This is a genomic window from Streptomyces sp. NPDC093801 (assembly GCF_040701585.1).
Lineage (GTDB): Bacteria > Actinomycetota > Actinomycetes > Streptomycetales > Streptomycetaceae > Streptomyces.
Map to the genome: position 1 here is coordinate 56,925 of NZ_JBFBDP010000014.1, position 23,548 is coordinate 80,472.

A 23,548-nucleotide genomic window follows, 5' to 3' on the forward strand; every position below is an offset into this window, starting at 1 on the left:
GGAAGTCGTGTCCACCACCATTGAGTACACCGACCCTGTCGAAGGCTTCGGCGGCTGGCTCGTCTACGACGGGCACACCGCCGACATCGCCGCCGGCGGATTCCGTGTCCAGCCCGGCGTCACCGAGGAACTGGTCGCCTCCCTGGCTTCCCGGATGACCCTCAAGCAGCGCGTGCTCGGCCTCGGCGTCGACGGTGCCAAGGCCGGCATCGACTACGACCCGGCCTCCCCGGGCAAGCCCGCCGCGGTCCGCCGGTTCCTGGCCTTCCTGCGCGAGGAGCTGTCCGAGCGGTTCAGCATGGGCTGCGACATGGGCACCCGCTGGCACGAGCTGGAGGAGCTGGCCGCCCTGGAGGGCATCCCCTCCATCAAGTACGTGGTGAAGAAGGCCCAGGGCATCGGCGACCAGGACTTCTTCGACCGGCTGCGCGCCCTGGACGCCCCGGTGGGCGCACTCACCCTCGGCCAGCGCCGGGCCGGCCACGCACTGGCCCACGCGGCCCTGGCGACCGCTCGCCGCCAGGGCCGCGAGCTCTCCGCCCTGACCTGCTCCCTCCAGGGCTTCGGCAACATGGGCCGGGCCGCCGCCTACTCGCTGCTGGAGCACGGCGTCCGCATCACCGCCGTCGCCGACGCCCACGCCTGCGTGGTCGACCCCCGCGGGCTGGACATCGCCCGGATGCTGGACAGCGACCAGACCAGCGCCGTCGACTCCCTCGCCCCGGGCGCCCTGCGCCTGCCCCGCGAGAGCCTGCTGGACCTGCCCGCGGACGTGCTGATCCTCGCCGCGGGCGAGAACGCCATCGGCGACGAGCAGGCCCGGGTGCTGCCGTGCCCCGTGGTCGTGGTCGGGTCCAACCACGGGCTCAGCGCCCCCGTCGAGCAGACGCTCGCCGACCACGGGGTGCTGGTCGTACCGGACTTCATCGGCGGGATCGGCGGCTCCGCCTCGATCGACGCGCTGTTCGGCCCGGCCGCCACCCCCACGCCCCAGGAGGTCCTCGACAGCGTCGCCGCGATGATGGACGACCTCCTGGACGACCTGCTCAGCCGGGCGCGCAACCTGCGCACCACCCCCCGCCAGGCGGCCCTCGACTTCGCGTCCGTGGCGATCGACAAGCGGGGCGACCGCCCCTACGGCACCGGCCCCTACTCCCAGAGCGCGCTGCGCCGTGCCGCCCGTTCCCGCCGCACCGTCATCGGCGCCACCACCGGAGAGAACCGTTGAGCACCCTCACCCTGCCCGCAGCCCGGGCCACCGCCGCCGCTCCCACCCAGGACACGACCACGACCATGGACACCGCAGCGGACGACGGGCTCTGTACCCACGAGCGCGGCCACATCACCGACTCCCGTTTCTACGGCCACATCTACGCCACCGAGACCAGCCGGGAGATCTTCTGCGACGTCTGCCGCTTCCAGAGCTGGCTGGACGTCGAGGCCCAGCTCGCCCTCGCCCAGGCCGAACTCGGCATGATCCCCCAGTGGGCCGCCGACCGCATCGCCGACAGCGCCCGCGTCCACCTCCTCGACCTGGACGGTGTCCGGGCCGAGATCCGCCGCACCGCGCACTCGCTGGTCGGCGTCCTGCGGGCGTTCCAGGCGGTGTGCGGACCCGAGGCGGGCGAGTTCATCCACTTCGGGACCACCACCCAGGACGTCCAGGACACCGGCCAGGTCCTGGCCATGAAGCGGGTGCTGGACAACCTGCAGCAGCTGATCGCCGGACTGGTGGCGCGCCTGGTGGAGATCTCCGAGGAGCACGCCGCCACGGTGGTGCTCGGACGCACCCACGCCCAGCCGGCCCTGCCGATCGGCTTCGGCCTGAAGGCCTCCGGGTGGATCGACGAACTCCTCCGCCACGCCGAGCGCATCGAGGCGATGCGGCCGCGCGTGCTGGTGCTCCAGCTGTTCGGCGGCGCCGGCTCCATGGCCGGCTTCGACGGCCGCGGCCCGGAGCTGCTGGAGCGGCTCGCCGAGCGGCTCGGCCTGAGCGTGCCCGACACCGGCTGGCACGCGGCCCGCGACCGCATGGTCGAGTACGTCTCCACCCTCGCGATGGTCTCCGGCACCCTGGGCCGGATCGCCGACGAGATCCGCACCCTCGGCCGGCCGGAGATCGGCGAGGTGCAGGAGGCCTGGTACCTGGGCAAGGTCGGCAGCTCCACGATGCCCCACAAGCGCAACCCCGAGGGCTGCGAGCAGATCGTGGTCATGGCGCGGCTGGCCGCGGCCCAGGTCGGCACGGCGCTCACCGCGATGGGCGGCGACCACGAACGGGACGGCCGGACGCTGCGCATGGAGTGGGTGTGCGTCCCGGACGTCTCCCACTACACCCTGACCGCCTGCGAGATCACGACGCGGGTCCTCAAGGGACTGTCGGTGCGGTCCGAGCGCGCACTGGCCAACGTGCTGTCCGTACGGGACCAGGTCGCCACCGAGAGCCTGATGCTCGCCTTCGCCGGCCACCTGGGCAAGCAGACCGCCCACGAGCGGATCTACCAGCTGATCCAGCAGGGCATCAGCGAGCAGCGGTCCCTGCGCGAGCTGATCGAGGCCGACGCCGAGCTGGGCCCGGTGCTGAGCGCCCAGGAGCTGGACGTGCTCTTCGACCCCGCGCGGTACCTGGGCGAATCCGTCCGCCTGACCCACCGCGTGACCGAGCGGGCCCGCGCATGGCTCCGCGGACGGGACGACACGGCCGCCTAGGGCTGCCCCCGGCGCTCCCGCGGGAGCCCGCCGAGGGCAGCCGCCCGGCGCCGCCGGCGCCGGGCGCCGCCCCCGGACCGCCGTCGCCGGTCCGTGCGGCACGTACGCCCGCATCCCCACCAGCCTCCTCCGCGCGGTCCGGCCGCGCCCCCACCCCGTTTCGAGGAACGATCCGATGAACCCCGTAACCGCCGTCCCGCTCTCCTCCGGCCAGCAGTCGCTGTGGCTCGACGAATCGCTGCGCGGCGGGTCCGCCGTCTACAACGTCCCCGTCGCCTACGAGATCCGCGGCGCCCTCGACACCGGTGCCCTGGCCCGGGCCCTGACCTCGCTCCTGGCGCGCCACCCGGCGCTGCGCAGCAGCGTCCACGTCACCGACGGGGAGCCGTCGCTGGTCACCGCCGCCCCGGGCGAGGTGCCGCTGGAGGTACGGGACCTGCGCGGCCGTCCGGCCGCCGAAGCGGCCCGCGCCGCCGAGGCGTTCGCCGCGCAGCCGCTGTCGCTGTCCGCGCTGCCGCTGCTGCGCGCACTGCTGCTCCGCACCGGCGAGCGGGAGGCGCTGCTCGTCCTGGTCGTCCACCACGGGTGCTTCGACAGCTGGTCCGTCGAGGTCCTGCGCGGCGAGCTCACCGCCGGCTACGAGGCGGCCCTGGCCGGCACCCCGCTGCCCTCCGGAGAACTGCCGGCCTACGCCGAGCAGCACCGGATCGCGCTGGCCGAGGCGGCCGAGGGCCACGCGGAGGACCTGGCCTACTGGACCGAGCGGCTGGCCGGCGCCCCCGCGGAGAGCACCTGGCCGCACGACCTGTCGCGTCCCGAGGCGGCGACCCAGCGGGGCGCGACCGAGGCCTTCGGCGTCCCCGGCGAACTGGCCGCCGCCCTGCGGGCCCTGGCCCGCAGGCAGCGCACCACTCCCTTCGCCCTGTTCACGGCCGCCGTCCAGCTGCTCCTGGCCAGGGTCTCGCAGGAGCCCGCCGCCCCCGACGGCACCGTCGACGTCGCGATCGGCACCCCGGTGGCCCGCCGCGAGCACGCCGCCGCGGAGCAGCTGATCGGCTACCTGGCCAACACGGTCGTGCTGCGCCGCCGGATCTCGCCGGAGGAGTCCTTCGCCGACCTCGTCGCCCGCACCGGCAAGGAACTGCGCGCCGACCTGGGACGCGCGGCCCTGCCCTTCCCGGCCCTGGTGAAGGCGCTGGCACCGGGGCGGAGCCCGGACCGTTCGCCCTTCTTCCAGGTGATGCTGGTCGTGGAGGACGCGCCCGAGGCCGAGCTGCGGCTGGGCACGGCGACCGGACGCGCCGTCCCGCTGCACTCGGGGACCGCGAAGTTCGACCTCACCCTGACCCTGGTCCCCGACGCGGCCGACGGCTACCGGGGCACCCTGGAGTACGCCACCGGCGTCTACACCCCGGCGGCAGCCCAGGAGTTCACCCGCGCCCTGCTGCACCTGCTGCGCGGCGCCGCGGCCGACCCGCTCGCCCCGGTGGGCGCCCTCCCGCTGACCGCGGCGGCGGACGTCCGTACGGACGGCGAACCCGCCGGCGGGCGGCGGAGCGCGCGACCGGCGACCGCCCACGAGCTGTTCGACCGGACCGCGGACCGCATCCCGGGGGCCCCGGCCCTGCGCTGGGACGGCGGCGAGCTCGACTACGCCCGGCTGCGGCTCGCCGCGGACCGGCTGGCCCGCAGGCTCGGGGCCAACCGGGCGGTGGCCCTGTGCGCGCACCGCTCCCCCGAACTCGCCGTCGCCCTGCTGGCGGTGCTCAGGAGCGGCGCCGGCTACGTGCCGCTCGACCCGGCGTACCCGCGCGAGCGCCTGGACTACATGCTGGAGGACAGCGGGGCCGAGCTCCTGCTCGTGCACTCCGACGTGGCCGGCACCCTCACGGTGCCCGAGGGCGTGCGCGTGCTGCTGCTGGACGACGTCCTCGAAGGGCTCGACGCCCCGGAGTCGCCGGACACGGCGCCCGCACGACGGGAAGGGGACGCCCCGGCGGAGTCCGGCCTCGGCTACGTCATCTACACCTCGGGCTCCACCGGTCTGCCCAAGGGCGTCGAGATGCCGCACGGGCCGCTCGCCAACCTCATCGACTGGCAGCTCGGCCGCTCCGCGTCCGCGGAAGGCTGGAACACCCTGCAGTTCGCGGCGTTCAGTTTCGACGTGGCCTTCCAGGAGCACTTCTCGACCTGGGCGAGCGGCGGCACGCTGGTCCTGGTCGACGAGGAGGTGCGCCGCGACCCGGCACGGCTCCTCGGCTACCTGGAGACCCAGCGGGTGCACCGGGTGTTCGCCCCCTTCGTCGCGCTCCAGCAGCTGGCCGACGCGGCCGCCGAGACCGGGATCTACCCGCAGGCGCTGCGCGAGGTCGTCACCGCCGGCGAGCAGCTCCAGGTGACCGACGCGCTGCGCACCTTCTTCACCCGTGTGCCCGCCTTCCTGGAGAACCAGTACGGCCCTTCGGAGACGCACGTCGTGACGGCGGAACGCCTGGCGGGTACGCCGGACAGCTGGCCGGACCTGCCGGCCATCGGCCTGGCCGTGCAGCACACCCGGGTGGAGATCCTCGACGACCGCCAGCAGCCGCTGCCGGCCGGTGTGCCCGGCGAGATCTGCGTCTTCGGAGCGGCGCTCGCCGACGGCTACCGCGGCAAGCCCGAGATGACGGCGGAGCGCTTCGTGGTCCGCGGCGGCCACCGCCTCTACCGCACCGGTGACTTCGGCCGGACCCTGCCCGACGGGCGGATCCAGTGCCTGGGCCGCCGCGACGGCCAGGTCAAGGTCCGCGGCTACCGGATGGAGCTGGGGGAGATCGAGGCCCAGGTCCGCCGTCAGGAGGGGGTCGCCGACGCGGTGGTCGTCGTGGACGAATCGCCCACCCGGGCCAAGCGGCTCATCGCGCACTGCCTGCCCGCCGCCGGCGCCGAGCTGTCCCCGCAGCGCCTGCGCCGGGCCCTGCGCGGAGTCCTGCCGGACTACATGCTGCCGTCCGCCTACGTGGTGGTCGACGGCTTCCCGCTGACCCCCAGCGGCAAGGTCGACCGCAAGACGCTCGCCGCCCGCCCCCTGCCCGGGGCGGCCGCCGGCGGCGGCACGGCCGCGGCCCGCGACGCCGTCGAGTTCGAGATGTGCGACCTGTGGGCCAAGGCCCTGGGCCGCGCCACCGTCGGCATCGACGAGGACTTCTTCGACCTCGGCGGGGACTCGCTCACGGCGGTCCGCCTGATGGGCTCGGTCCGCGCCCACTTCGGAACCGGGCTGGAGCTCAACGAACTCTTCCGCGCCCCCACCGTCGCCGCCCTGGCGCGCCGGGTCCGTGACGGTGCGGAGGCCGAGCCGGCCGGCCCGCTGGTGCGGCTGCGGGCGGGCGTGGAGGGTACGGCGCCGCTGTACCTCTTCCCGCCGCTCGCCGGCACGGTGGTGCGCTACGCCCCGGTCGCCCGCGCCCTCGGCGAGGGGCTGACCGTCTACGGCCTGCAGTCGCCGGGCATCCAGCCCGGCGAGGAGGCCTGCTCCACCCTCGCGGACATGGCCCGCGTCTACATCGAGCACATGCGCAAGGTCCACCCGGGCGGTCCCTGGCACGTGGGCGGGTACTCGATGGGCGGGGTCATCGCCTTCGAGGCGGCCCGGCAGCTGAAGGCGGCCGGCGAGGAGATCGGGCTGGTCGCCCTGCTGGACACCAACCCCCGGATGGACCTGGACCCCACCGAGGACTACGCCACCCGGATCCTCGTCACCATGGCGCTCAGGCTCGACCTCGACCTGGCCGCGCTCGGCGAACTGCCCGAGCCGGAGCGGATCCGGCAGCTGCTGGAGCAGGGCATCGCGGCGGGCTCGCTGCCCGCGGACTACGACGAGGACCGGCTGCGGCGGATGCTGGAGGCCTACCGGCACAACGGCAGCGCCCTGGAACGGCACGTCATCGAGCCGCTCGACGGGGACGTGGTCCTGTTCCGCGCCGAGGACCGCAGCGCGGACGTCACCGAGGAGGCGTACGACCTGGGCTGGAACATGCGCTGTGGCGGCCGGCTGACCGTCCGGGACACGCCCGGCACCCACTTCACGATGATGGACGCCGGCGGCCCGCTGGAGACGCTGTGCGGCCTGATCGACGCCGAACTGGCGGCCCACCGATGAGCGCCGCCGCCGAGGACACCGCCGCGGTCCGCCGAGGGGAGGCCGGCGCCGACGGCGCGCGGACCGGGCTGCGGGCACCCCTGCGCAGACGCCGCTTCCGGCTGCTGTACACGGGACAGTGCCTCTCCCGCACCGGCGACTTCGTCTTCCAGGTGTCGCTCGCCGGGTACGCCGTCACCTCGGGCAGCCCGGCGCTGCTGGCCTACACCCTGTTCGGGCAGGCCACCGGCACCGTGCTCATGCTGCTGGCCGGCGGGGCCCTCGCGGACCGGTTCGGCGCGCGCACGGTGATGCTCTGGGCCGACCTGGCCCGCGTCCTGGCCACCGCGGGCGTGGCCGCCCAGGTCGCGGCGGGCGGCCGGAGCGTCTGGGCGATCGCCGCCTGCGGGCTGCTGCTGGGCCTCGGCGACGGAGCGTTCGAGCCCGCGTTCACCCTCGCCTTCACCGAGTTGCTGCCGAAGGCCGAGCTGCTGGCCGCCAACTCGCTCCAGGCGATCGCCCTGCGCACCGCGGGCATCGCGGGAGCGGCGCTCGGCGGGATACTGCTGGCGGCGGCCGGCGCCCCCGTCTCGCTGGGCCTGGGCACGGCGGGGTTCGCCCTGGCCCTCGCGCTGGTGCTGCTCGCGGGACGGTGGCCGGTGGCCGACCGTCCCGCCTCGGGGGACGGCCTGTTCAAGGAGGCCACCGGCGGGATCCGGTACGTCTTCTCCCACGCCTGGCTGTGGGTCTCCATCGGCAGCTTCGGGGTCAGCGTGGCCCTCGTGGTCGCCCCGGCCAAGGCCCTGCTGCCGCTCGCCTCCGCCGACGTGCTCGGCGGCGGCGCGAGCACGTACAGCCTGCTCGTCGGCAGCCAGGCCGCCGGCGCCCTGCTGGGCGGGCTGCTGGTGGGCCGGCTGCGGCGGATCCCGCCGGGCCTGCTGGTCTTCGGCGGAATGACCGTCGTCTGCGGGGGGTTCGTCGTGCTCGGCCTGTCCCCGTCGGTGATCGCCTCCGTCCTGGTGGCCACCCTGGTGGGAGCCGTCCTGTCGGCCGCCACCGTGGCCTGGGCGGCCACCCTGCAGAGCAAGGTGCCCGGTGAGCTGATCGGCCGGGTCTCCAGCGTCGACTGGCTGATCTCGCTGGGCGTCTCCCCGCTCGCCCTGGTGGCCGTGCCGCACCTGCTGGCGTACGGAACCCCCGCGACCGTCCTGATCACCGCCGCGGCGGCCGCCCTGGTGGTCAGCGCGGCGACCGCCCTGGTCCCCGCCGTACGGGGCCTGGCCTGGCCGGCCGCACGGGCCTGAACCCGGGGCCGGGCGGCCCCTGTCCGTTCCGTTCACCCCACTCGCGCACACCACACTCCCCGGAGGAAACCATGGACGACCGCCGACTGTTCACCGACGCCCCCGCCGTGCCCGCCGCCAACGAGACCGAGGCCGCGCTGGTCCGGCTCTGGGAAGAGGCGCTCCAGGTCCGCCCGGTCGGGCGGGACGACAACTTCTTCGAGCTGGGCGGCACGTCGATGCTCGCCTCCCGGATCTGCGCCGGCGTGGAGCGGGTCACCGGCACCCGGCCCTCCGTGCACGAGCTGTTCGACACCGACACGCTGGCCGACTTCGCCCTGCACGTCGCCGCCCCGGCCCCGGGCCGCGTCCTGGTGACGGCCGTCTGATGGCCCGCGTACTGATGGTGGACCCGATCCACCCCGACGCGCTGCACGACCTGCGCCGCCGCTACCAGGTGGCCCTGCACCCCAAGCCCGACCCCGGCCGGCTCGTGGAGCTCGCCCGGACCGCGGACGCCCTGGTCCTGCGGGCCGGGGTGCGGGTGACGGAGGAGGTGATCTCCGCCGCGCCCCGCCTGCGGACGGTGATCCGGGCCGGCGTGGGGCTGGACAACATCGACCTCGCGGCGGCCGCCCGGGCCGGGGTCGAGGTGCGCAACGTGCCCGGCGGCTCCAGCGACGCGGTGGCCGAGCTGGCGCTCGGGCTGATGCTCGCCGTGTGCCGCCGGATCGTGGTGGGGGACCGGCACACCCGGTCCACCGTGTGGCACAAGCAGGGGCTGATGGGGAGCGAGCTCCGCGGCAAGACGCTCGGGCTGATCGGTTTCGGCGGCATCGGATCGCGGATCGCGTCGCTGGCCCAGGGGTTCGGCATGGAGGTGGCCGTGGCGGTCGCCCGCCCCGGGCGCGACCGGGCGCGGCAGCTGGCCGAACGGGGGATCCGGCTGGCGGCCCTGGGCGAGCTGCTGCCCGCGGCGGACGTCGTCTGCCTGTCCGTGCCGCTGACGGCGGACACCCGCGGGCTGATCGGCCGCGCCGAACTGGCCCTGATGAAGCCGGACTCGTACCTGGTGAACGTGGCCCGGGGAGGGACGGTCGACGAGGAGGCCCTGCTGGAGGCGCTGCGCTCCGGGGCGCTCGCGGGAGCGGCGACCGACGTACTGCTCCGGGAGGGCGCGCCCACCGAACTGGCGGCGCTGGACAACGTGGTGCTGACGCCGCACATCGGGGCACTGACCCGGGAGGCCCAGCGCCGCATCGGGGAGCGGGTGGTCGAGCTCCTGGACGAGGCGCTGGCCCCGCTGGAGCGGCTCAAGCTCACCGCCTGACCAGGCAGTCTTCACCGTTTGCATGTTATTCCACAATGTGAAATTACATTTCCAAAATAGACCCCCTGCGGTAGCATCCGCGCTGGAATTCTCAGACCTGCAGGGGGGAATGCATCGTGAGTCTGATGAGTCTGGGACTGAGCCGGGGCGAGGAAAGCGTTTATCGGCACTTCCTTCGCACACCGGATTTCGGCCCCGAAGCGGCGGGCGAGAAACTGGGGATGAGCCGGGACGAAGCGGACTCCGCACTGCGCAGTCTGTGCCGGCACAAACTGGTCCGGGACGCCGGTGAGGGACGATGGGTCGCGATCGACCCCGCGCTCGGGATCGAGCGCCTGATCGAGCAGCGGCTGGGCGAGCTCAACGAACAGCTGCGGCTGGTCTCCTCGGCCCGCTCGCTCATCCCCGAACTGGTGGAGGAGGCGCGCGCGGCGGACCGTCCGGAGAGCCCGGCCGGCGGGATCGAGCGGATCGACGGACTCGCCGAGATCCGGGCCCGGCTGGACGACCTCGCCTTCTTCGCCCGCGAGGAGATGTCCGCGCTGCAGCCCGACGGGCCCCTCACACCGGCCTTCATCGAGGCCGCCCGCCCGCTCGACCTCCGATGTATCAGGCGCGGGATCACCATGAGGACGGTGGTCCTGCGCACAGCGCTGGAAGACTCCGCCACCCGCGGCTACCTCTACGAGATGGCCGACCTGGGGGCACAGTTCAGAGTGGTCGAGAAGGTCATGGACCGGATGGTCATCTACGACCGGGCCACCGCGGTCGTACCGCTCGACCCCGCCGACAGCGCCCGCGGGGCGCTCCTGGTCCGCCAGAGCGGACTCGTGTCCAACATGGTGGCCCTCTTCGAGAAGGTGTGGGCCTCGGCGGAAACCCTCCCCGGCAAGGACGGCGGCGGGGCCTGCGACACCATCACCGAGACCGACCGCGAGGTGCTGACCCTGCTCTCGCGGTTCGACAAGGACGAGATCGCGGCCCGCGAGATGGGGATCTCCATCCGCACCTTCCGACGGCACGTGGCCGACCTCCTCCTGCGGCTGGGGGCGTCGAACCGCTTCCAGGCGGCCATGCTCGCCAAAGACCGCGGCTGGATGTAGCCGTACGGTCCGTACCGCACCCCGCGCACCACGAAATGCGCGCATGACAAAAGGGGCCTGACCACTGCACCCAGTGGATCAGGCCCTGCTTCGTACGCCCGCGCCGCGCGCCTCACCCGACCTCACGGCACGACAGGAACTCCCAGCCGTCCATGGCGGGATCGCTCAGCGCGCGCCGCGCCTCGGCGCAGGCGCGCGACACCGCTACGTCCCCGTCCCGCGAGAACCGCAGGACGATCGAGAGCCCGTCGTCCCCCAGGCCGTGGAACTGCGCCTGCCAGGCGGCGGGCAGCAACGCGAGCCAGCGGACCACGCTCAGCGGCGCGCCTTCGGCGATGGCCGCCGAGCCGGCGCGCGCCACCAGCTCGATCTGTCGGTTGCGGACCGGCGCGCGGTGCTCCAGACGGGCGGTCACTGCCAGCCGTTCTCGGACTTGTCCAGGGGGGCGACCTGCCAGCCGTTCGCGAGGACGGCGGTGGCGGGCGTCGACTGCCAGCCGTTCTCGGCCCGCGCGGCCGGCTCCTCGGTGGCGGCCACGACGCCCAGCGCAAGGGCCGTACAGAGGCCGATCAGGACGGCGGCAGCCTTGGCACGGGTGGTGAGCTGGGTGTTCATGTCTTCCTCCGAGTGAGTCCGTCGTGCTGGTGACAGGTGGAAATCTGTCATCCGCGGAAGCCCCCTCCAATGGCTCGCGACGCCAGCAAACTGCCGCTGGGGCTGCAGTTTGCTGCCAGGCGCACCCGGCTCGTGGACCCGCCCCCACTCGTCGAAGCCCTCCTCGCCGACCCGGAGACCGAAGCCGTACGACTCGTACGACTCCCCTGGGCCCACTGACGCGCCCGCGGACGGCCGCCCAGCCTCGCGACCCCGGCCCGCGCACCCCGCGCGGGCCGGTACCGTGAGACGAGACGAAGCCCCGCAGGAGACCCGCCCATGCCCCAGCCCGGCCGCCCCACGTACCGCGTCGAGTTCACCGAGTCCGCCGCCGCCGTGCGCGACACCCTCCCCGAGGAGCGGCAGGCCCAGCTCGCACGCGGCATCCGCGTCCTCGCCCGCGACCCCTACACCAAGTACTCCGCCCCCATCGGCCCCGACGACTACAGCCGCAAGGCGATGGTCGCCGAGTCCCTGCTGATCGAGTACGGCATCCTCGAAGGCGTCATGATCGTCATCGTCGTGGCGGTCCTCGACGACATGCAGTTCATCGCCGACGACGAGGACTGACCCCTCCCGCACCCCGATGACCCCCACCGGTCGACGACCAGCGGCCCCGATCGAGCGTGTGGTCGGATTTCGGCCAGCGTCGGCGGACTCCGCCCCGCAGGCTGGGCACATGACCACATCGACCCCTCACCCGTCGGCCATCACTGCGCACGTCCTGCGGGAGCTCCGCGACCGCGACGACGCCGGCGTCGTCCCCCGTCCCTACGCGTACGACGCGGCAGGAGCACCTCTGCGCTGCTGCCTGCGGCGCGGCCGCGCCGAGGAGCGGATCTCACTCGTGTCCTACGCCCCGCTGCGCAGGTGGGCGGCGGAAGTGGGCTGCGACCCGGGGGCCTATGACGAGACCGGCCCCGTCTTCATCCACACCGGCCGGTGCGAGGGGCCGGATCCGGATTCCGGTCAGCCGTTCGCCGAGACCGGAGCGCTGCGCGCGTTCCGCCGCTACAACGGTGAGGGCCACATCACGGGCGGCGCGGTCGTACGGCTGCCGGACGGTCCCACCCGGTCACAGGAGGCCGTGGAACAGGCCCTGCGCACGGCCTTCGCCTCACCCGACGTCGCCCTCGTACACGTACGGGCAGTGGAGTACGGCTGTTTCCTGTACGAGGTGCGCAGGCCCTGACGGCGAGGCGGTCCGGCCCGTCCCCGGCACGGTGTCGGTGCGGGGGCGCGGCCCGGTCCGGGTTCCGTGTGCGGCCGTCCCCGTTCCCTCAGCCGGTGTCGATGACGAGGTCGGCGCGGTGGCGGCCCAGGGCGACGAGTCGGGCGTTGGCCTCGTCCGACCGGGCCACCCAGGCGCGTGCGTGGGCCGGGTCCTTGCCGTGCTCGACGTGGCGGGCGATCAGCCGGTCCAGGCGCAGGGGTTCGGCCGGGTCGAGGTACCAGGCCTCGTCCAGCAGCGGCCGTACCGAGGCCCACTCCCCCGCGTCGTGCAGCAGGTAGTTCCCCTCGGTGATCACCAGCGGTACGTCCGGGGCGACGGGGATGCTGCCCGCAATCGGCTCCTCCAGGCGGCGGTCGAAGGCGGGCGCGTACACCGTGGGCCCCTGCCGCGGCGGGCGCAGCCGCCGCAGCAGGGCCACGTAGCCGGCGGCGTCGAAGGTGTCCGGGGCGCCCTTGCGGTCGGCGCGGCCCGTGCGCTCCAGCACGGCCTGCGCGAGGTGGAAGCCGTCCATCGGCACCACCACGGCCCTCTCCGGCCCCAGTGCTTCCGCGATCCGGGCGGCCAGTGTCGACTTCCCGGCCCCCGGGGGTCCCGCGATGCCCAGGAGGCGCCGCCCGCCCGTGGCGGCCAGCGCCTCGGCCCTCGATACCGGTTCCGTCGTCCGCATCCCTCCATCCTGCCCGAGGGACAGAGCCGTCAGGGGAGTGGTCGGCCGGTGTCGAAGCCGCTGATCATGGCGTGCAGGCCGGTTTCGAACCAGCGCCGGTAGTACTCGTCGGCCTCCGGGGCGGCTGCCGGTTCGTCCTCGGAGGCTCCGGTGCCGGGCGGGCGGCCGACCTGGGCCAGTGCGTGGCCCAGGGTGTAGACGCCGACGGACTGGATGCGGATCAGTGCGTCGTCGGTATCGATGCCGGCGGTGGTGAAGCACCGGAGCAGGGGTGCCAGGAGGGGCCGGGCGGTGTCGGGGTCGACGGGGTGGGTGGCCAGCAGGGGCACGGCGTGGGGGTGGTCCAGGAGCATGCGCCGGTAGGCGGTGGCGAAGTCGGTCAGCGCCCGGGGCCAGGCTCCGGCGGTGTCGAGGCCGGTCAGGGCGGTGGTGAAGAGGTGGTCGACGACCTTGGAGATGACGGCGTCACGGCTGGGGAGGTGGCGGTAGAGGGACATCGCGGCCACCCCGAGGTGCGTGCCCAGGCGTCGCATGGTGAGCGCGTCCGCGCCTTCCCGGTCGAGGAGGTCGATGGCCGCGCGGGTGATCCGGTCCACGCTGATCTGTGCGGGCCGGCCTCCCCGGCCGGGTCGTGAAGCCTGAGTCATGCCCTCAGGGTGGCAGACTCACCCACTCGCCGTGACGGCCAGGGTGGTGCCGGTCATGGCCAGGGTCAGGACGCCGACCACGAGGTGCTGGACGTCGGGGACGACCGTGCGGCCCCGGGTGGGCAGGATCTTGAGGGTGCGGGCGTAGTCCCGCGCGTAGGAGTCCCGCTGCGCCTGTGTACTGATCCCGAAGTACGGCAGCCACCAGCTCGCCACGTGCCCCACGAGGACCAGCACGCACAGCACGAGGGACGCGATCCGGGTCCCTTCGCAGCCGGCGGCGACGCCGGCGGAGATGAGCAGCGGTACCGGGTAGTTGAGGGCCGCGTCGCCCAGGCGTTCGCGGTGGTTGTCGTCTCTCAGGTCGTTCAGCGGGAACATCGGCACCCACTCGGTCAGTGCCAGCCAGGCCAGCCAGACGAGCGGCATGGCCACGGCGAACGCGTGCATGGGACGCATGGGACTCCCCTTCGAGGTCGCGCACAGCAGTTTGCGTACGACGTAAGCTTACATCGTACGCACCGGTCGTCCGCAGCGGTGGACCCACCGGACGACCGGGCCTGTCAGAGCCTGCGCCTAGGGTGCTGGAGAGACCGACCGAGGAGCAGAGCAATGCTGATAGAGCGTCACCAGATGGACGGGGCCGTCGTGTCCGCAGCGCGCGAGGACTTCGCGAACCGCATCGGCGGGCGTGTGCGGTCCATGTCGCGGGGCGGCCGGATGGCCGTCCACGCCTGGCAGGCGATCGCCGACGAGTTCCTCGACTACCTGGGCGCCCTCTCCGTCGCGACGCCGGACCTCGACACCCCGGAGGCGAAGGCCGCCCTCAAGGACGCCTCCGAGGCCGCTGCCGGCGCCGTGGCCTACGCCGCCTACCACCCCCACTGCAGCTTCCACGTCTTCCTGGACTACGTGAACTTCGGCATCGGCTACGACCCGGGTGAGGACGCCCCCCAGGAGAGCGTCACGGCCGGCGCCTGGACCGACGCGCTGTGCCTCGCCGTCCTCAGGGACAAGGCCACGTGGCACGGCGAGGCCTTCCACTTCGCCCGGCGGAAGTTCGCCGACCAGGCGCAGGGCACCCCCGGCGGCGAGCTCGCGACCGGGCTGATGGCCGTGGTCCTGGACGACGCCGGCGACGGGGAGTACCCGCCGAGCGCGCAGGCCAGGCTGGCCGCCGTCGACGCCGCCCTGGACCGTGTCCGCAGCCGCGCCGCGCAGAGCGGTGAGCCGCTCCCGGACCGGCCGGAGACGGCGGCGCTCCGCGCGCTGCGCGCGCTGCTCGTCGAGGACCGGACGGCCTTCGACGCCACGCTCGCCGAGCTGCTGGTGGGGCATGCCGCCGCGCAGGGGCCCGCGGCCGGCGCGAGCAGTCTGCTCCCCCTCGTTCCGATCGCGCTCGCCGCGCTCGCGTACCGGACGCTGGGCTGGGCACCGGCCGTACGCACCGACTACCTCCCGCACGCCCTGGTGACGGGCTTCGAGAGCCGGGCCCCGCGGGTCGCCGGGTTCGGCCGCGCCCGCCGGCCGGACGCGGTCGCCGCGCTGGCCTCGGGCCCGCTGGTCGTCGAGCGGCCGGAGTGCGGGCGGGGAGACCTCTCGTCGATCGAGGCCCGGTACGAGGAGCGCGTGCGCGAGGCCCTCACCCCCGTCGACGGACAGCCCCTCGCCGTGTGGCACCTCGGCAGCCTGATGGCCGATCAGGAGCGCCTCTTCAAGTGGCGGGCGGGGGATCCCGGCGACGTCGCGGAGGCCCAGCACGCGACGCTCCGGCTGGCCTCGGGTCTCGGGGCGGCCCTGTTCCGCCTCGCCCTGGCGGAGCCGGTCACCGAGACCGAGGTGACCGTCGGCGGCCGCACGCTGCGGTACACGGCCGAGCGGAGCGACAAGGCCGGTCCCGGGAACTGGCAGCGGGCCACCAACTTCGCCCTGATCACGGGCGTGCGCGAGGACCTGGCCCCGCTGCTCCTCACCGGCCCCGCCTTCGCCCACCCGGACGGCTCCGCCTTCACCGCGTACCGCGAAGCGCTCCACGCCTACCTGAAGGGCGCCGAGCCCGAAGCGGCCGCGCGGCGGGCGCTGCTGGAGGCCGAGAAGGCCAGGGACTGGGGCTTCGCGATGCCGCCGGCCGTGCTGCTGTCGCAGCTCGTCGAGGGTGACGAGGAAAGCTTCAACCTCGCCCTGGCCGACGCGCTCGAAGCCCACCGAGCCCACCACCAGGTCGCCGACCGCGACGACGGCCCGGACGTCTCCGTCAACCTCGACGTCCTCGCCCTGGCCTGCCACGCGCGCCGCCGGGGCTGGTCCATCCGCGTGGACTCCCCCTACCTGCCCGAGGACGTCCTGCGGGCTGCTGAACCGCTTCTGCGGTGAGCTCGGGCCGACGGCCTCGACGGTGGTGCGCGTGCCCCGGCGAACAGGACGTGGACGTATGCGGCGACGGTCGTCCGGAGCACGATCCCGGTAGCAGCCGCCGCGCGCCCGTGCGGCCGGGTCCCGGTACCGCCGGCCGCCGGCGGGACGGTCACCCGGATTCGGCGGCCCGCTCCTGAAGGGGCCCGTCGTGCCGGGCGGTGGTGGGCCGGTCTCCCCAGCCGGCCGCGTCGATCAGGTCGTACCAGTCGGGCAGCGCGCCGGCCGGCACGTGGTGGCGCAGCAGCTGGCCGGGGAAGCCGAGCGGGCCGGCCTTGGCGGGGTTGTCCAACGCCTGCCGGACGATCACGTCCGTCATGGCGTGGGCGAGGTCGGCGCGGGGGAACGCGGCGTGCACGCGGTCGGCGAACCCCTCCGGCAGGAGCTCCTTGCCCCGGCCCAGCACGTCCACCGTGATGCCGGCATGGGCCAGGGCGATCTCCGGCCCCTTGCGGGAGGCGATGCCCTCCGACGTGTGCAGGGCGACGGCGTCCCACACCACGGCCACGGCCTCCTCGCCGGCGCCCTGTTCGCGCAGGAAGCGGGCTGCCAGATCCGCACCGTCCACCTCGAACCGCTGGTCGCCGTTGCCCCGTTCCGACAACCCCAGGTCGTGCAGGACACAGCCCAGGAACACCAGCTCGTCGTCGAAGTCCGCTCCGGCTTCCATGCCGTCGTGGTCCGCGAGCGCCCGGGCGAAGAGATAGCTGCGGACGCTGTGGCGGAAGATCACCGCGGGCTCCGCCTCCTCGGCGAAGCGCAGGGCGCGGGCGGTCAAGTCCGTCCGGGGCAGGTCGAACGCGTCGTAGACGGCGGGCAGGGCGACCACCATGGCGGCAACTCCTCAGGTGTGCGGAAGGGGAACGTCCTCGATCGTGCGGCCCCGCGCGCCACCCGGCCAGCGGCCGGAATGCCGTCCTGCGCTAAATTCTGGCCATGACTCTCGGGGTGGCCGTACTCGCGCTCGACGGTGTCGTCCCCTTCGAACTGGCCACGCCCGGCCAGGTCTTCGGGGCGGCCAACGAGGCCGCCGGCACCGTGCACTACGAGATGCGGGTCTGCGCTCCCGGGGGCAGCGCCACGACCTCCCCCGAGCACGGCGCCTTCCGGATCGACACCCCGTACGGTCTCAAGGGCCTCGTCGGCGCCCACACCGTCGTCATCCCCGCCCACGCCGGCTTCCTGGCCCAGCCGCCCTCGACCGTCACCGATGCGCTGGAGCGGGCGGCGGCCCGGGGGGCACGTCTGGCCTCGGTGTGCGTCGGCGCCTTCACGCTGGCCGCCACCGGCCTGCTGGACGGGTACCGCGCCACCACGCACTGGCAGTACGCCGACGAGTTCGCCCGCCGCCATCCGCGCGTCGACGTCGACCCCGCCGTGCTCTTCGTCGATCACGGCCGGCTGATCACTTCGGCCGGGGTGGCCGCCGGACTCGACCTGTGCCTCCATCTCGTGCGCCGCGACCTCGGCGCGGCGCTCGCCGCCGCCACCGCCCGCCGCATCGTCATGCCCCTCCAACGCGACGGTGGCCAGGCCCAGTACATCGAGCGCCCTGCGGCCCCGACCGAACCCAGCGCGCTACAGCCCGTCATGCACTGGATGGAGGGCGTCCTCGACCGGCCGCTCACGCTCGCGGACATCGCCGGCCACGCCAGGATCAGCGTCCGCACCCTCAACCGCTGGTTCCGTGCCCAGACCGGAACCACTCCGCTGCAGTGGCTCCTGCACGCCCGGATCCACCGGGCCCGGCAGCTGCTGGAGACCACCGACCTGCCCGTCACGCTCCTCGCCGACCGGACGGGATTCGGTTCACCGGCGGCCCTGCGCCACCACTTCACCCGCCACACCGGCACCTCTCCCCATGCCTACCGTGCCGCCTTCCGGCAGCAGGCCCCCGGCGGCGGGCCTTGAGCGGCCCCTCCCGGTGCGGGACCGTCCGTCCGCACCTGCCCGCACGGCGGCCGGCCCGGTTCGGGACGAGCCCGCGCCACATCGGCGGCCCGGACGCCCCGAGGGCATCAGACGGTTCCGGGCAGGTCGTACCGGAGGCCCTGCCCTTCGTGTTCGGGAGGGTCGGTCACGGTCGCCTGGGGGGCTTCCGTCCCATCGGGGGCAGGGGGCCGGGGGAACAGGAAGTTCTCGAAGGCGTCCAGTCCGAACGGCATCAGCAGGACCACGAGCGACAGGACCAGGGCTGTCACGACCATGGCGCCTCCCGGAAGGTCAGTGATCACGGGATACGGCGGCAGAGACCTCAGTGACGCCAGGCTGAGCCGCGCACACCCTCGCCGCGAGGGCTTGTAGGCCGTCCGGGTGAAAGGCGGTGGGCCGCGGCCGGCGCTGTTGCACGGGGTCGGCCAGGGGGTGACCATGCCCGGTGGTCGGTACGGGGCAGCAGTCCGGCGACGTGGTGTCCAGCAGGTCCGTGAAGGACGCGAAGACCAGGCCGGCCATCGCCGGAAATCGTCACGACGTGCGGATCGCGCGTTCTAGGATCCCGGAATGAGCGACGCGCTTCTCCACCTCACGGTCCTGGGCTCTGCCACGCCCTACCCGAGCATGGACAATCCGTGCTCCGGCTATCTGGTGTCGAGCGGGGACACCCGTATCTGGGTCGACGCGGGCAGCGGGACGCTCGGCCCGCTCCAGCGGCACGTGCGGCTGGATGAGCTCGATGCGATCTGGATCTCGCACCTGCACGCCGATCACAGCGCTGACCTGCTCACCGCCTACTACGGCGCCCTGTACGCGGACATCGACCTCGCCGCGCCGATCCCCCTCTACGGTCCGCCCGGAACCGCCGACCGGCTGGCCGGCTTCCTCACCCACACTCCGGCTCGCAGCCCGGTCGAATCCGCCTTCGCGATATCCGAGCTGCACGACGGGCACCAAGCGGTCGTCGGCTCGCTCCGACTCACCACCCGGGCGGTGTCGCACGGCGTTCCGGCCTTCGCCGTACGCATCGAGGCGGCAGGCACGTCGCTGGTGTACTCCGGAGACACGGCACCGTGCCCGAGCCTCACGGAGCTGGCCGGGGGATGCGACGCGCTGCTGTGCGAAGCCGAGAGCGCACGGGCCCCGGTCGAGGGCGAACAGGTTCACCACACGCCCGAGGACGCCGGCGACACAGCCCGCGCGGCCGGGGCGGGCCGGCTGATCGTCACGCACGTCGGCCGCTTCCTCACGCCGCGGCAAGCGGTGGCACGTGCCGCGGCGCGGTTCGGCGGTCCCGTCGACCACGCCGCCCCCGGCACCACCTTCGCCATCGGCCGGGCCGATTCCTGAGGAGGTGCCCGTCCGCGCGAGCCGGACCCGCACCGACTTCGGCGCGCCCCGCCCGCAGGGGTGGGCCGCGGCATCGGCACGGTGACGCGGCTCGGTCAGCCGAGCCAGACGACGTCCAGGACGGACAGGCGCCGCTGCGGCCGGTTGACGAAGTAGACGACGGACAGCCGGCCCGCGGACGCGATGCGGACGTCCTCGCCCTCGGGGTCGGTGGTGTCCCACCGGCCGAAGCCCCACGGGGCGGCCGCCGCCGCGTCGAGCAGGGCCCACACCGACTCCTCCGCGCGCTCGGGGAGCGCGGCGAGGACCTTCGCGGCCCGTACCGAGAGGCGGACCGCATACGGCTGAGGGCTCACCGGTGCCGGCCCCGCAGCTCGGCCATGTCCACGAAACCGCTCTCGTCGAGGCCGGAGGCCACGAACGCGTCGACCTCGGGGGCGGATGCGAGGCGCGCCTGCCAGACCTGCACCACCTCGTAGAGGGTGGTCAGGGAGAACGTGCGCCGCGACTCCTCCAGCGCCGCCGCCCACTCGCCCTCGAACGCCGGCACCCACTGCCGCGCACGACGGTCCGCGCGCAGCCGGCCGAGGAGTTCAGCCGGCGCGCCCGGCGCGGGCGCGTACGCCACGGCGGGTGCGGGCGTGTGGTCGGGCTGCGCGCTCATCGGCTCCTCCTGCGGCAGGTGCTGCCACCACCGTAGAACGACGCGTCCTCGGACACGACCGCCTTCGCCCACCGCACTCGGAATGCCGACGTCGGCAAGCGGCGCGGCCCTTCGGCTCAGGTGTTGGCCACGGGTGCGCGCAGGAGGGTGGCGAACTGCTCCAGGGCGCGGTCGGTGCGCTCGCGTTCGCCCGTGGTGGTGAGGTCGAAGAGCAGGCCGCGGATGACGGCCATGACGAGGGTGGGGGTCGAGGTGTCGTCGTCGCCGGTGCTGATGTCGGCGAAGACGGTGCGCAGGGGATCGAACCAGTCGGTGACGGCTCCGGCCTGGTCCGGGTAGTTCTCGGGGTGGGCCAGCAGGTCGGCGTGGACTTCGAAGAACAGCCGGACGAACGGGGCGCGCTCGGGCGCGCTCAGCCAGGCCCAGATGCCGCGCAGCCGCTCCTCGACGGTGGAGCCGCTCGGCGGCAGGCCGTGGGTGAGCCGCTCCGCGCCGCGTCGGCGTGCCTCGGCGAGAACGGCGGCCACCAGTTCCTGCTTGCTGCCGAAGTCGTAGAGCAGCATCCGGGGGCTGGAACCCAGTGCCGCGGCCAGCGGACGAAGGCTCAGCCCGGCCAGCCCCTCGGCGAGTACGTGGTCGGTGGCCCGCCCCAGCACACGGTCGCGCCGGCCGGGATCGGCAGGTCGTCCCACGGTGCACGTTCCTCTCACCCGATCCACGATCACGATCCGTGCCAGTATATGACACAGGTGTTTCAACAACGGGCGGAGAAGCATGGGGACCGACGGCAGGCACGACCTCGGACAGGCTCTGGTCCTCGGGCCCGGCGGGCGTCTGGGCACCGCATGGACGGCGGGACTCGCGGCGGGCCTGCGCGGCTCGGGGGTGGACCTGGGCGGGGCGGACCTCATCGTGGGGACCTCCGCCGGGGCGATCGTCGGTGCGGTCCTCGCCACCGGGCAGGACCCGAGCCGTCTCGCCGCCCTCCCGGCCCGGCCTCCCGCCGAGGCGTCGTCCGCGCCGCGCCGTCCCGACCGGGCCGTGATGGGGGCGGTACTCGCCGTCCTCGGGGACCGGGGTCTGGACCCCGCCGATGCCCGGCGCCGGGTGGGCCGGATCGCCCTGGAGACGGTCGACGCGGAGGCGGAGGGCCGCCTGATCGCCCAGCGTGCCGCATTGATCGCCGCCGAGGACTGGCCGTCGCTGCCCCTGCTCATCCCGGCTGTTGACGCCGAGACGGGCGAGCCGGTCGTGTGGGACGCCGCCGCGGGCGTCCCACTGGCACACGCGGTCGCCGCGTCCAGCGCCTTCCCCGGAGTCGAGCCGCCCGTCGCCGTCGGCGGCCGCCGCTGCCTGGACGGCGCCCTGCGTGACGGCACCAACGTCGATTTGGCGGCGGGTGCCCGCACCGTGGTGGTCATCGACCCGCTCGCCCACCGCCACCCCCGCCCCGCGGGCGACGACGTCCACCTCGTGGCCCCCGATGCGGCCACGGCCCGCCTGCTGGACTCCGAGCGGAGCGATCCTCAGGCATGGGCGGCCGCCTACCAGGCGGGCGAGGCCGGGGCCGCCGCGGCAGCGGCAGCCCTGCGCGCGCACTGGCGGCCCGCCCCGCACCGCCGGGACCGAAGTGCCCCGGCTCGCCCTGCGGGCGTTTCCAGGGCCTGTCGTCAAAGTCGCGGAGCAGACGGGAGTTCTGCGACAGGCCCTGGGAGTGCCGGGGACCCTCAGCCGGCCGGCTGACGGGCTCCGGACACCAAGGCCAGAATGTCTCGGACCGCTTCCCGCAGACTGCCAAAGTGACGGTGCACGCCTTCCACCGCCGCAGGGGTGTTGACGCCCCACACCGTCATCCCGGCGCGCAACCCGGACACCACCCCCGAAGGGGCGTCCTCGATGACCAGGCAGTCCTGCGGGTCGGCACCGAGTTGCGCGGCCGCCTGCAGGTACGGCACCGGCGACGGCTTGCCTTCCGCCACGGCGGCGGCATCCACGACGACCTTCGGGACGGGCAAGCCCGTCCGCGCGAAACGTCCGCGTACCCGGTGCTCGTAGTTCGAGGTGACGAGCGCCCACGCCCCGGGTTCCAGGGCATCCAGCAGTTCGAAGGCTCCGTCGAAGGCCGCATAGGAACCGGACCGAACGTCCTCGTCCTCCAGCTCGTGGAGTGCGGCCAGGCACTCCCGGGGGTCCTGGTCCGGGGCCACCTGCGAGAACGTTTCCATCGGCCGTGTCCGCAGCGCCACTCGGTAGACCTCGTCAGGATCCAGTCCGTACCGCTCCGCCCACGTGCGCCAGACCAGGCGCTGGTTGTCCACGGCGTCGATCAAGGTGCCATCGACATCGAACAGGACGTACTTCATCGCGCCGGGACGGCCGGGTTCGTTGATCACGCCTCGATCATGTCATCAGGCCCTGAGCAGGCAGTTCACAGGACAGGCCCGAGCGGATCGCCGAGCGGGTTTCAGCAGGGCGGGCACTGGCTTCAGCCGTGGACCATCGACATCAGCAGGCGGTGGGTCTCCTCGTCGGCGGCGACCACCAGCCCACGGCCTCCCTCGCCCACCGGGGCACCGTCGATCCCGGTGACCGCGCAGCCGGCGGCCCGGCACAGAGCGATGCCGGCCGCGAAGTGCACGCTCCCGGAGAGGTCACCGCCATCGGTGACGTACGCGGCGCGCCTGCCGGCGGCCACCCAGGCCAGCGCCAGCGTCGTGGACACCACGCGCGGCCGGAAACGATCCACGAACTCAGGGTGGGCCAGCAGCTCCACGGCCCGGAATCCCGGCGCGCCCGGGAACGGCGGATCCAGGTTGACGTCCACCAACCGGGTGGCGGGCGTGGGCGTCAGCCGTACGTCGCCGGCCCCGTCCTGCCGTACCCAGGCGGTCTCCCCGTCGGTGAAGAAGACCTCGCCGCTGAACGGGTCGGCCACGGCCGCCGCTCCGTCGCGCAGCGCCACGTTGACGGCCACCAGCATGGTGCCGACGGCGTAGTTCAGCGTGCCGCACAGGGGATCCACCATCCACTGGCGCACGGCGTCGACGGTGCCCCGCTGCCCGCCTTCCTCGCCGAGCACCGCGTCATCCGGCCGTGCGGCACGGATGACGCCGAGGATCGCCTCCTCGGCCTCCACGTCGGCGGCGGTGGCGAAGTCCCCGGCACCCTTGTCGATGCGGTCGAGGCGCCGGCCGTACATCGTCCGGACCACGTCCGCGCCGGCCCGCGCCCCGGCTATCGCGACGGCGACATCGTCGGAGCCCGCGTTCGAATCGATCATGTCGTGCAGACTACCGAGACGAATCCGCCCCCCGAGGGCACTGCGCGAACGGGTGGAACGGCGCCGCGGGACGCTCCCGCTCCGGCGGGGCGCGGCGGGAGCGCGGGCACCGCCCGTGCCACGCGGGTCGGAGCGGCCCGCCACGGAGCCCTATATGCCT

General features: G+C 73.9%; 26 protein-coding genes. 14 read left to right on the forward strand and 12 right to left on the reverse strand.

Annotated elements, in window-relative coordinates; all coding sequences use genetic code 11:
* Positions 1–7: 7 nt before the first annotated feature.
* The 7 genes from AB0469_RS17850 (at position 8) to AB0469_RS17880 (ending at position 10,545) form a co-directional block, all read left to right on the forward strand.
* On the forward strand, positions 8–1,228 hold the full coding sequence (locus AB0469_RS17850) for a Glu/Leu/Phe/Val dehydrogenase dimerization domain-containing protein (RefSeq protein ID WP_366452351.1): 1,221 nt from the start codon (positions 8–10) through the stop codon (positions 1,226–1,228).
* Complete coding sequence (locus AB0469_RS17855) at positions 1,225–2,709, forward strand: adenylosuccinate lyase family protein (RefSeq protein ID WP_366452352.1); 1,485 nt, start codon at positions 1,225–1,227, stop codon at positions 2,707–2,709. The genes AB0469_RS17850 and AB0469_RS17855 overlap by 4 nt, the downstream gene beginning before the upstream one ends.
* A 175-nt stretch (positions 2,710–2,884) precedes the next feature.
* Complete coding sequence (locus tag AB0469_RS17860; RefSeq protein WP_366452353.1) at positions 2,885–6,850, forward strand: amino acid adenylation domain-containing protein; 3,966 nt, start codon at positions 2,885–2,887, stop codon at positions 6,848–6,850.
* A complete protein-coding gene (locus AB0469_RS17865; protein ID WP_366452354.1) occupies positions 6,847–8,133 on the forward strand; it encodes an MFS transporter in 1,287 nt (428 codons plus the stop codon). The genes AB0469_RS17860 and AB0469_RS17865 overlap by 4 nt, the downstream gene beginning before the upstream one ends.
* A gap of 71 nt (positions 8,134–8,204) precedes the next feature.
* Positions 8,205–8,501, forward strand: a complete 297-nt coding sequence (locus tag AB0469_RS17870) for a phosphopantetheine-binding protein (RefSeq protein WP_366452355.1) — start codon at positions 8,205–8,207, stop codon at positions 8,499–8,501.
* Complete coding sequence (locus AB0469_RS17875; protein ID WP_366452356.1) at positions 8,501–9,442, forward strand: NAD(P)-dependent oxidoreductase; 942 nt, start codon at positions 8,501–8,503, stop codon at positions 9,440–9,442. The genes AB0469_RS17870 and AB0469_RS17875 overlap by 1 nt, the downstream gene beginning before the upstream one ends.
* Before the next feature lie 221 nt (positions 9,443–9,663).
* Complete coding sequence (locus tag AB0469_RS17880; protein WP_366452357.1) at positions 9,664–10,545, forward strand: helix-turn-helix transcriptional regulator; 882 nt, start codon at positions 9,664–9,666, stop codon at positions 10,543–10,545.
* A gap of 112 nt (positions 10,546–10,657) precedes the next feature.
* On the opposite strand, the gene AB0469_RS17885 is transcribed toward AB0469_RS17880, so the two are convergent.
* Entirely contained in the window at positions 10,658–10,960 is a 303-nt protein-coding gene (locus AB0469_RS17885) for a hypothetical protein (protein ID WP_366452358.1), read from the reverse strand.
* Positions 10,957–11,160, reverse strand: a complete 204-nt coding sequence (locus AB0469_RS17890; RefSeq protein ID WP_366452359.1) for a hypothetical protein — start codon at positions 11,158–11,160, stop codon at positions 10,957–10,959. The genes AB0469_RS17885 and AB0469_RS17890 overlap by 4 nt, the downstream gene beginning before the upstream one ends.
* Before the next feature lie 69 nt (positions 11,161–11,229).
* Between AB0469_RS17890 and AB0469_RS17895 the strand changes: the two genes are divergently transcribed.
* The 3 genes from AB0469_RS17895 (at position 11,230) to AB0469_RS17905 (ending at position 12,391) form a co-directional block, all read left to right on the forward strand.
* Positions 11,230–11,379 (forward strand): hypothetical protein, encoded by a 150-nt coding sequence (locus AB0469_RS17895; RefSeq protein ID WP_366452360.1) that lies wholly within the window; start codon positions 11,230–11,232, stop codon positions 11,377–11,379.
* A 99-nt stretch (positions 11,380–11,478) separates the two neighbouring features.
* Complete coding sequence (locus AB0469_RS17900) at positions 11,479–11,769, forward strand: hypothetical protein (protein WP_366452361.1); 291 nt, start codon at positions 11,479–11,481, stop codon at positions 11,767–11,769.
* A 109-nt stretch (positions 11,770–11,878) separates the two neighbouring features.
* Positions 11,879–12,391 (forward strand): DUF1203 domain-containing protein, encoded by a 513-nt coding sequence (locus AB0469_RS17905; RefSeq protein ID WP_366452362.1) that lies wholly within the window; start codon positions 11,879–11,881, stop codon positions 12,389–12,391.
* Positions 12,392–12,479: 88 nt separating this feature from the next.
* Here the strand turns inward: AB0469_RS17905 and AB0469_RS17910 are convergent, their stop codons facing one another.
* Genes AB0469_RS17910 through AB0469_RS17920 form a run of 3 tightly spaced genes read right to left on the reverse strand, consistent with a single transcriptional unit; the run spans position 12,480 to position 14,206 of the window.
* Positions 12,480–13,100: a nucleoside/nucleotide kinase family protein gene (locus AB0469_RS17910; RefSeq protein ID WP_366452363.1), complete on the reverse strand. Its 621-nt coding sequence runs from the start codon at positions 13,098–13,100 to the stop codon at positions 12,480–12,482.
* 29 nt (positions 13,101–13,129) lie between these two features.
* Positions 13,130–13,747: a TetR/AcrR family transcriptional regulator C-terminal domain-containing protein gene (locus AB0469_RS17915; RefSeq protein ID WP_366452364.1), complete on the reverse strand. Its 618-nt coding sequence runs from the start codon at positions 13,745–13,747 to the stop codon at positions 13,130–13,132.
* Positions 13,748–13,765: 18 nt separating this feature from the next.
* Positions 13,766–14,206: a hypothetical protein gene (locus AB0469_RS17920; RefSeq protein WP_366452365.1), complete on the reverse strand. Its 441-nt coding sequence runs from the start codon at positions 14,204–14,206 to the stop codon at positions 13,766–13,768.
* Positions 14,207–14,359: 153 nt separating this feature from the next.
* Here AB0469_RS17920 and AB0469_RS17925 point away from each other — a divergent pair, with 153 nt between their 5' ends.
* Positions 14,360–16,120, forward strand: coding sequence for an Imm49 family immunity protein (locus AB0469_RS17925; RefSeq protein WP_366452366.1), 1,761 nt, complete (start codon positions 14,360–14,362; stop codon positions 16,118–16,120).
* 151 nt (positions 16,121–16,271) lie between these two features.
* Here AB0469_RS17925 and AB0469_RS17930 read toward each other — a convergent pair whose 3' ends face one another.
* A complete protein-coding gene (locus AB0469_RS17930; protein ID WP_366452367.1) occupies positions 16,272–16,991 on the reverse strand; it encodes an HD domain-containing protein in 720 nt (239 codons plus the stop codon).
* Between the two features lie 104 nt (positions 16,992–17,095).
* Here AB0469_RS17930 and AB0469_RS17935 point away from each other — a divergent pair, with 104 nt between their 5' ends.
* Complete coding sequence (locus AB0469_RS17935) at positions 17,096–18,070, forward strand: helix-turn-helix domain-containing protein (RefSeq protein WP_366452368.1); 975 nt, start codon at positions 17,096–17,098, stop codon at positions 18,068–18,070.
* 107 nt (positions 18,071–18,177) lie between these two features.
* Here the strand turns inward: AB0469_RS17935 and AB0469_RS17940 are convergent, their stop codons facing one another.
* Positions 18,178–18,366, reverse strand: coding sequence for a hypothetical protein (locus tag AB0469_RS17940; RefSeq protein ID WP_366452369.1), 189 nt, complete (start codon positions 18,364–18,366; stop codon positions 18,178–18,180).
* Between the two features lie 295 nt (positions 18,367–18,661).
* Between AB0469_RS17940 and AB0469_RS17945 the strand changes: the two genes are divergently transcribed.
* Positions 18,662–19,444 (forward strand): MBL fold metallo-hydrolase, encoded by a 783-nt coding sequence (locus AB0469_RS17945; protein WP_366452370.1) that lies wholly within the window; start codon positions 18,662–18,664, stop codon positions 19,442–19,444.
* Between the two features lie 95 nt (positions 19,445–19,539).
* On the opposite strand, the gene AB0469_RS17950 is transcribed toward AB0469_RS17945, so the two are convergent.
* The 3 genes from AB0469_RS17950 to AB0469_RS17960 form a co-directional block, all read right to left on the reverse strand.
* Positions 19,540–19,800, reverse strand: a complete 261-nt coding sequence (locus tag AB0469_RS17950) for a hypothetical protein (RefSeq protein WP_366452371.1) — start codon at positions 19,798–19,800, stop codon at positions 19,540–19,542.
* Entirely contained in the window at positions 19,797–20,108 is a 312-nt protein-coding gene (locus AB0469_RS17955) for a DUF6247 family protein (protein WP_366452372.1), read from the reverse strand. The genes AB0469_RS17950 and AB0469_RS17955 overlap by 4 nt, the downstream gene beginning before the upstream one ends.
* Before the next feature lie 116 nt (positions 20,109–20,224).
* Positions 20,225–20,800 (reverse strand): TetR/AcrR family transcriptional regulator, encoded by a 576-nt coding sequence (locus AB0469_RS17960; protein ID WP_366452373.1) that lies wholly within the window; start codon positions 20,798–20,800, stop codon positions 20,225–20,227.
* An 82-nt stretch (positions 20,801–20,882) separates the two neighbouring features.
* Between AB0469_RS17960 and AB0469_RS17965 the strand changes: the two genes are divergently transcribed.
* The gene (locus AB0469_RS17965; protein ID WP_366452374.1) at positions 20,883–21,851 is read left to right on the forward strand and encodes a patatin-like phospholipase family protein; all 969 of its coding nucleotides are present in this window, start codon (positions 20,883–20,885) and stop codon (positions 21,849–21,851) included.
* On the opposite strand, the gene AB0469_RS17970 is transcribed toward AB0469_RS17965, so the two are convergent.
* Together AB0469_RS17970 and AB0469_RS17975 are read right to left on the reverse strand one after the other, a co-directional pair.
* Positions 21,836–22,501, reverse strand: coding sequence for an HAD-IA family hydrolase (locus AB0469_RS17970; protein ID WP_366452375.1), 666 nt, complete (start codon positions 22,499–22,501; stop codon positions 21,836–21,838). The genes AB0469_RS17965 and AB0469_RS17970 overlap by 16 nt on opposite strands.
* A 92-nt stretch (positions 22,502–22,593) precedes the next feature.
* Complete coding sequence (locus AB0469_RS17975) at positions 22,594–23,388, reverse strand: inositol monophosphatase family protein (RefSeq protein WP_366452376.1); 795 nt, start codon at positions 23,386–23,388, stop codon at positions 22,594–22,596.
* Between the last annotated feature and the right edge of the window lie 160 nt (positions 23,389–23,548).

Coding starts and splice junctions, on each gene's coding strand:
- AB0469_RS17875 (WP_366452356.1), top strand. CDS start 8,501: ATGGCCCGCGTACTGATGGTGGACCCGATCCACCCCGACGCGCTGCAC.
- AB0469_RS17965 (WP_366452374.1), top strand. CDS start 20,883: ATGGGGACCGACGGCAGGCACGACCTCGGACAGGCTCTGGTCCTCGGG.
- AB0469_RS17940 (WP_366452369.1), bottom strand. CDS start 18,366: ATGGTCGTGACAGCCCTGGTCCTGTCGCTCGTGGTCCTGCTGATGCCG.
- AB0469_RS17945 (WP_366452370.1), top strand. CDS start 18,662: ATGAGCGACGCGCTTCTCCACCTCACGGTCCTGGGCTCTGCCACGCCC.
- AB0469_RS17925 (WP_366452366.1), top strand. CDS start 14,360: ATGCTGATAGAGCGTCACCAGATGGACGGGGCCGTCGTGTCCGCAGCG.
- AB0469_RS17955 (WP_366452372.1), bottom strand. CDS start 20,108: ATGAGCGCGCAGCCCGACCACACGCCCGCACCCGCCGTGGCGTACGCG.
- AB0469_RS17920 (WP_366452365.1), bottom strand. CDS start 14,206: ATGCGTCCCATGCACGCGTTCGCCGTGGCCATGCCGCTCGTCTGGCTG.
- AB0469_RS17870 (WP_366452355.1), top strand. CDS start 8,205: ATGGACGACCGCCGACTGTTCACCGACGCCCCCGCCGTGCCCGCCGCC.
- AB0469_RS17895 (WP_366452360.1), top strand. CDS start 11,230: ATGGCTCGCGACGCCAGCAAACTGCCGCTGGGGCTGCAGTTTGCTGCC.
- AB0469_RS17905 (WP_366452362.1), top strand. CDS start 11,879: ATGACCACATCGACCCCTCACCCGTCGGCCATCACTGCGCACGTCCTG.
- AB0469_RS17975 (WP_366452376.1), bottom strand. CDS start 23,388: ATGATCGATTCGAACGCGGGCTCCGACGATGTCGCCGTCGCGATAGCC.
- AB0469_RS17900 (WP_366452361.1), top strand. CDS start 11,479: ATGCCCCAGCCCGGCCGCCCCACGTACCGCGTCGAGTTCACCGAGTCC.
- AB0469_RS17860 (WP_366452353.1), top strand. CDS start 2,885: ATGAACCCCGTAACCGCCGTCCCGCTCTCCTCCGGCCAGCAGTCGCTG.
- AB0469_RS17915 (WP_366452364.1), bottom strand. CDS start 13,747: ATGACTCAGGCTTCACGACCCGGCCGGGGAGGCCGGCCCGCACAGATC.
- AB0469_RS17910 (WP_366452363.1), bottom strand. CDS start 13,100: ATGCGGACGACGGAACCGGTATCGAGGGCCGAGGCGCTGGCCGCCACG.
- AB0469_RS17930 (WP_366452367.1), bottom strand. CDS start 16,991: ATGGTGGTCGCCCTGCCCGCCGTCTACGACGCGTTCGACCTGCCCCGG.
- AB0469_RS17935 (WP_366452368.1), top strand. CDS start 17,096: ATGACTCTCGGGGTGGCCGTACTCGCGCTCGACGGTGTCGTCCCCTTC.
- AB0469_RS17880 (WP_366452357.1), top strand. CDS start 9,664: ATGAGCCGGGACGAAGCGGACTCCGCACTGCGCAGTCTGTGCCGGCAC.
- AB0469_RS17890 (WP_366452359.1), bottom strand. CDS start 11,160: ATGAACACCCAGCTCACCACCCGTGCCAAGGCTGCCGCCGTCCTGATC.
- AB0469_RS17865 (WP_366452354.1), top strand. CDS start 6,847: ATGAGCGCCGCCGCCGAGGACACCGCCGCGGTCCGCCGAGGGGAGGCC.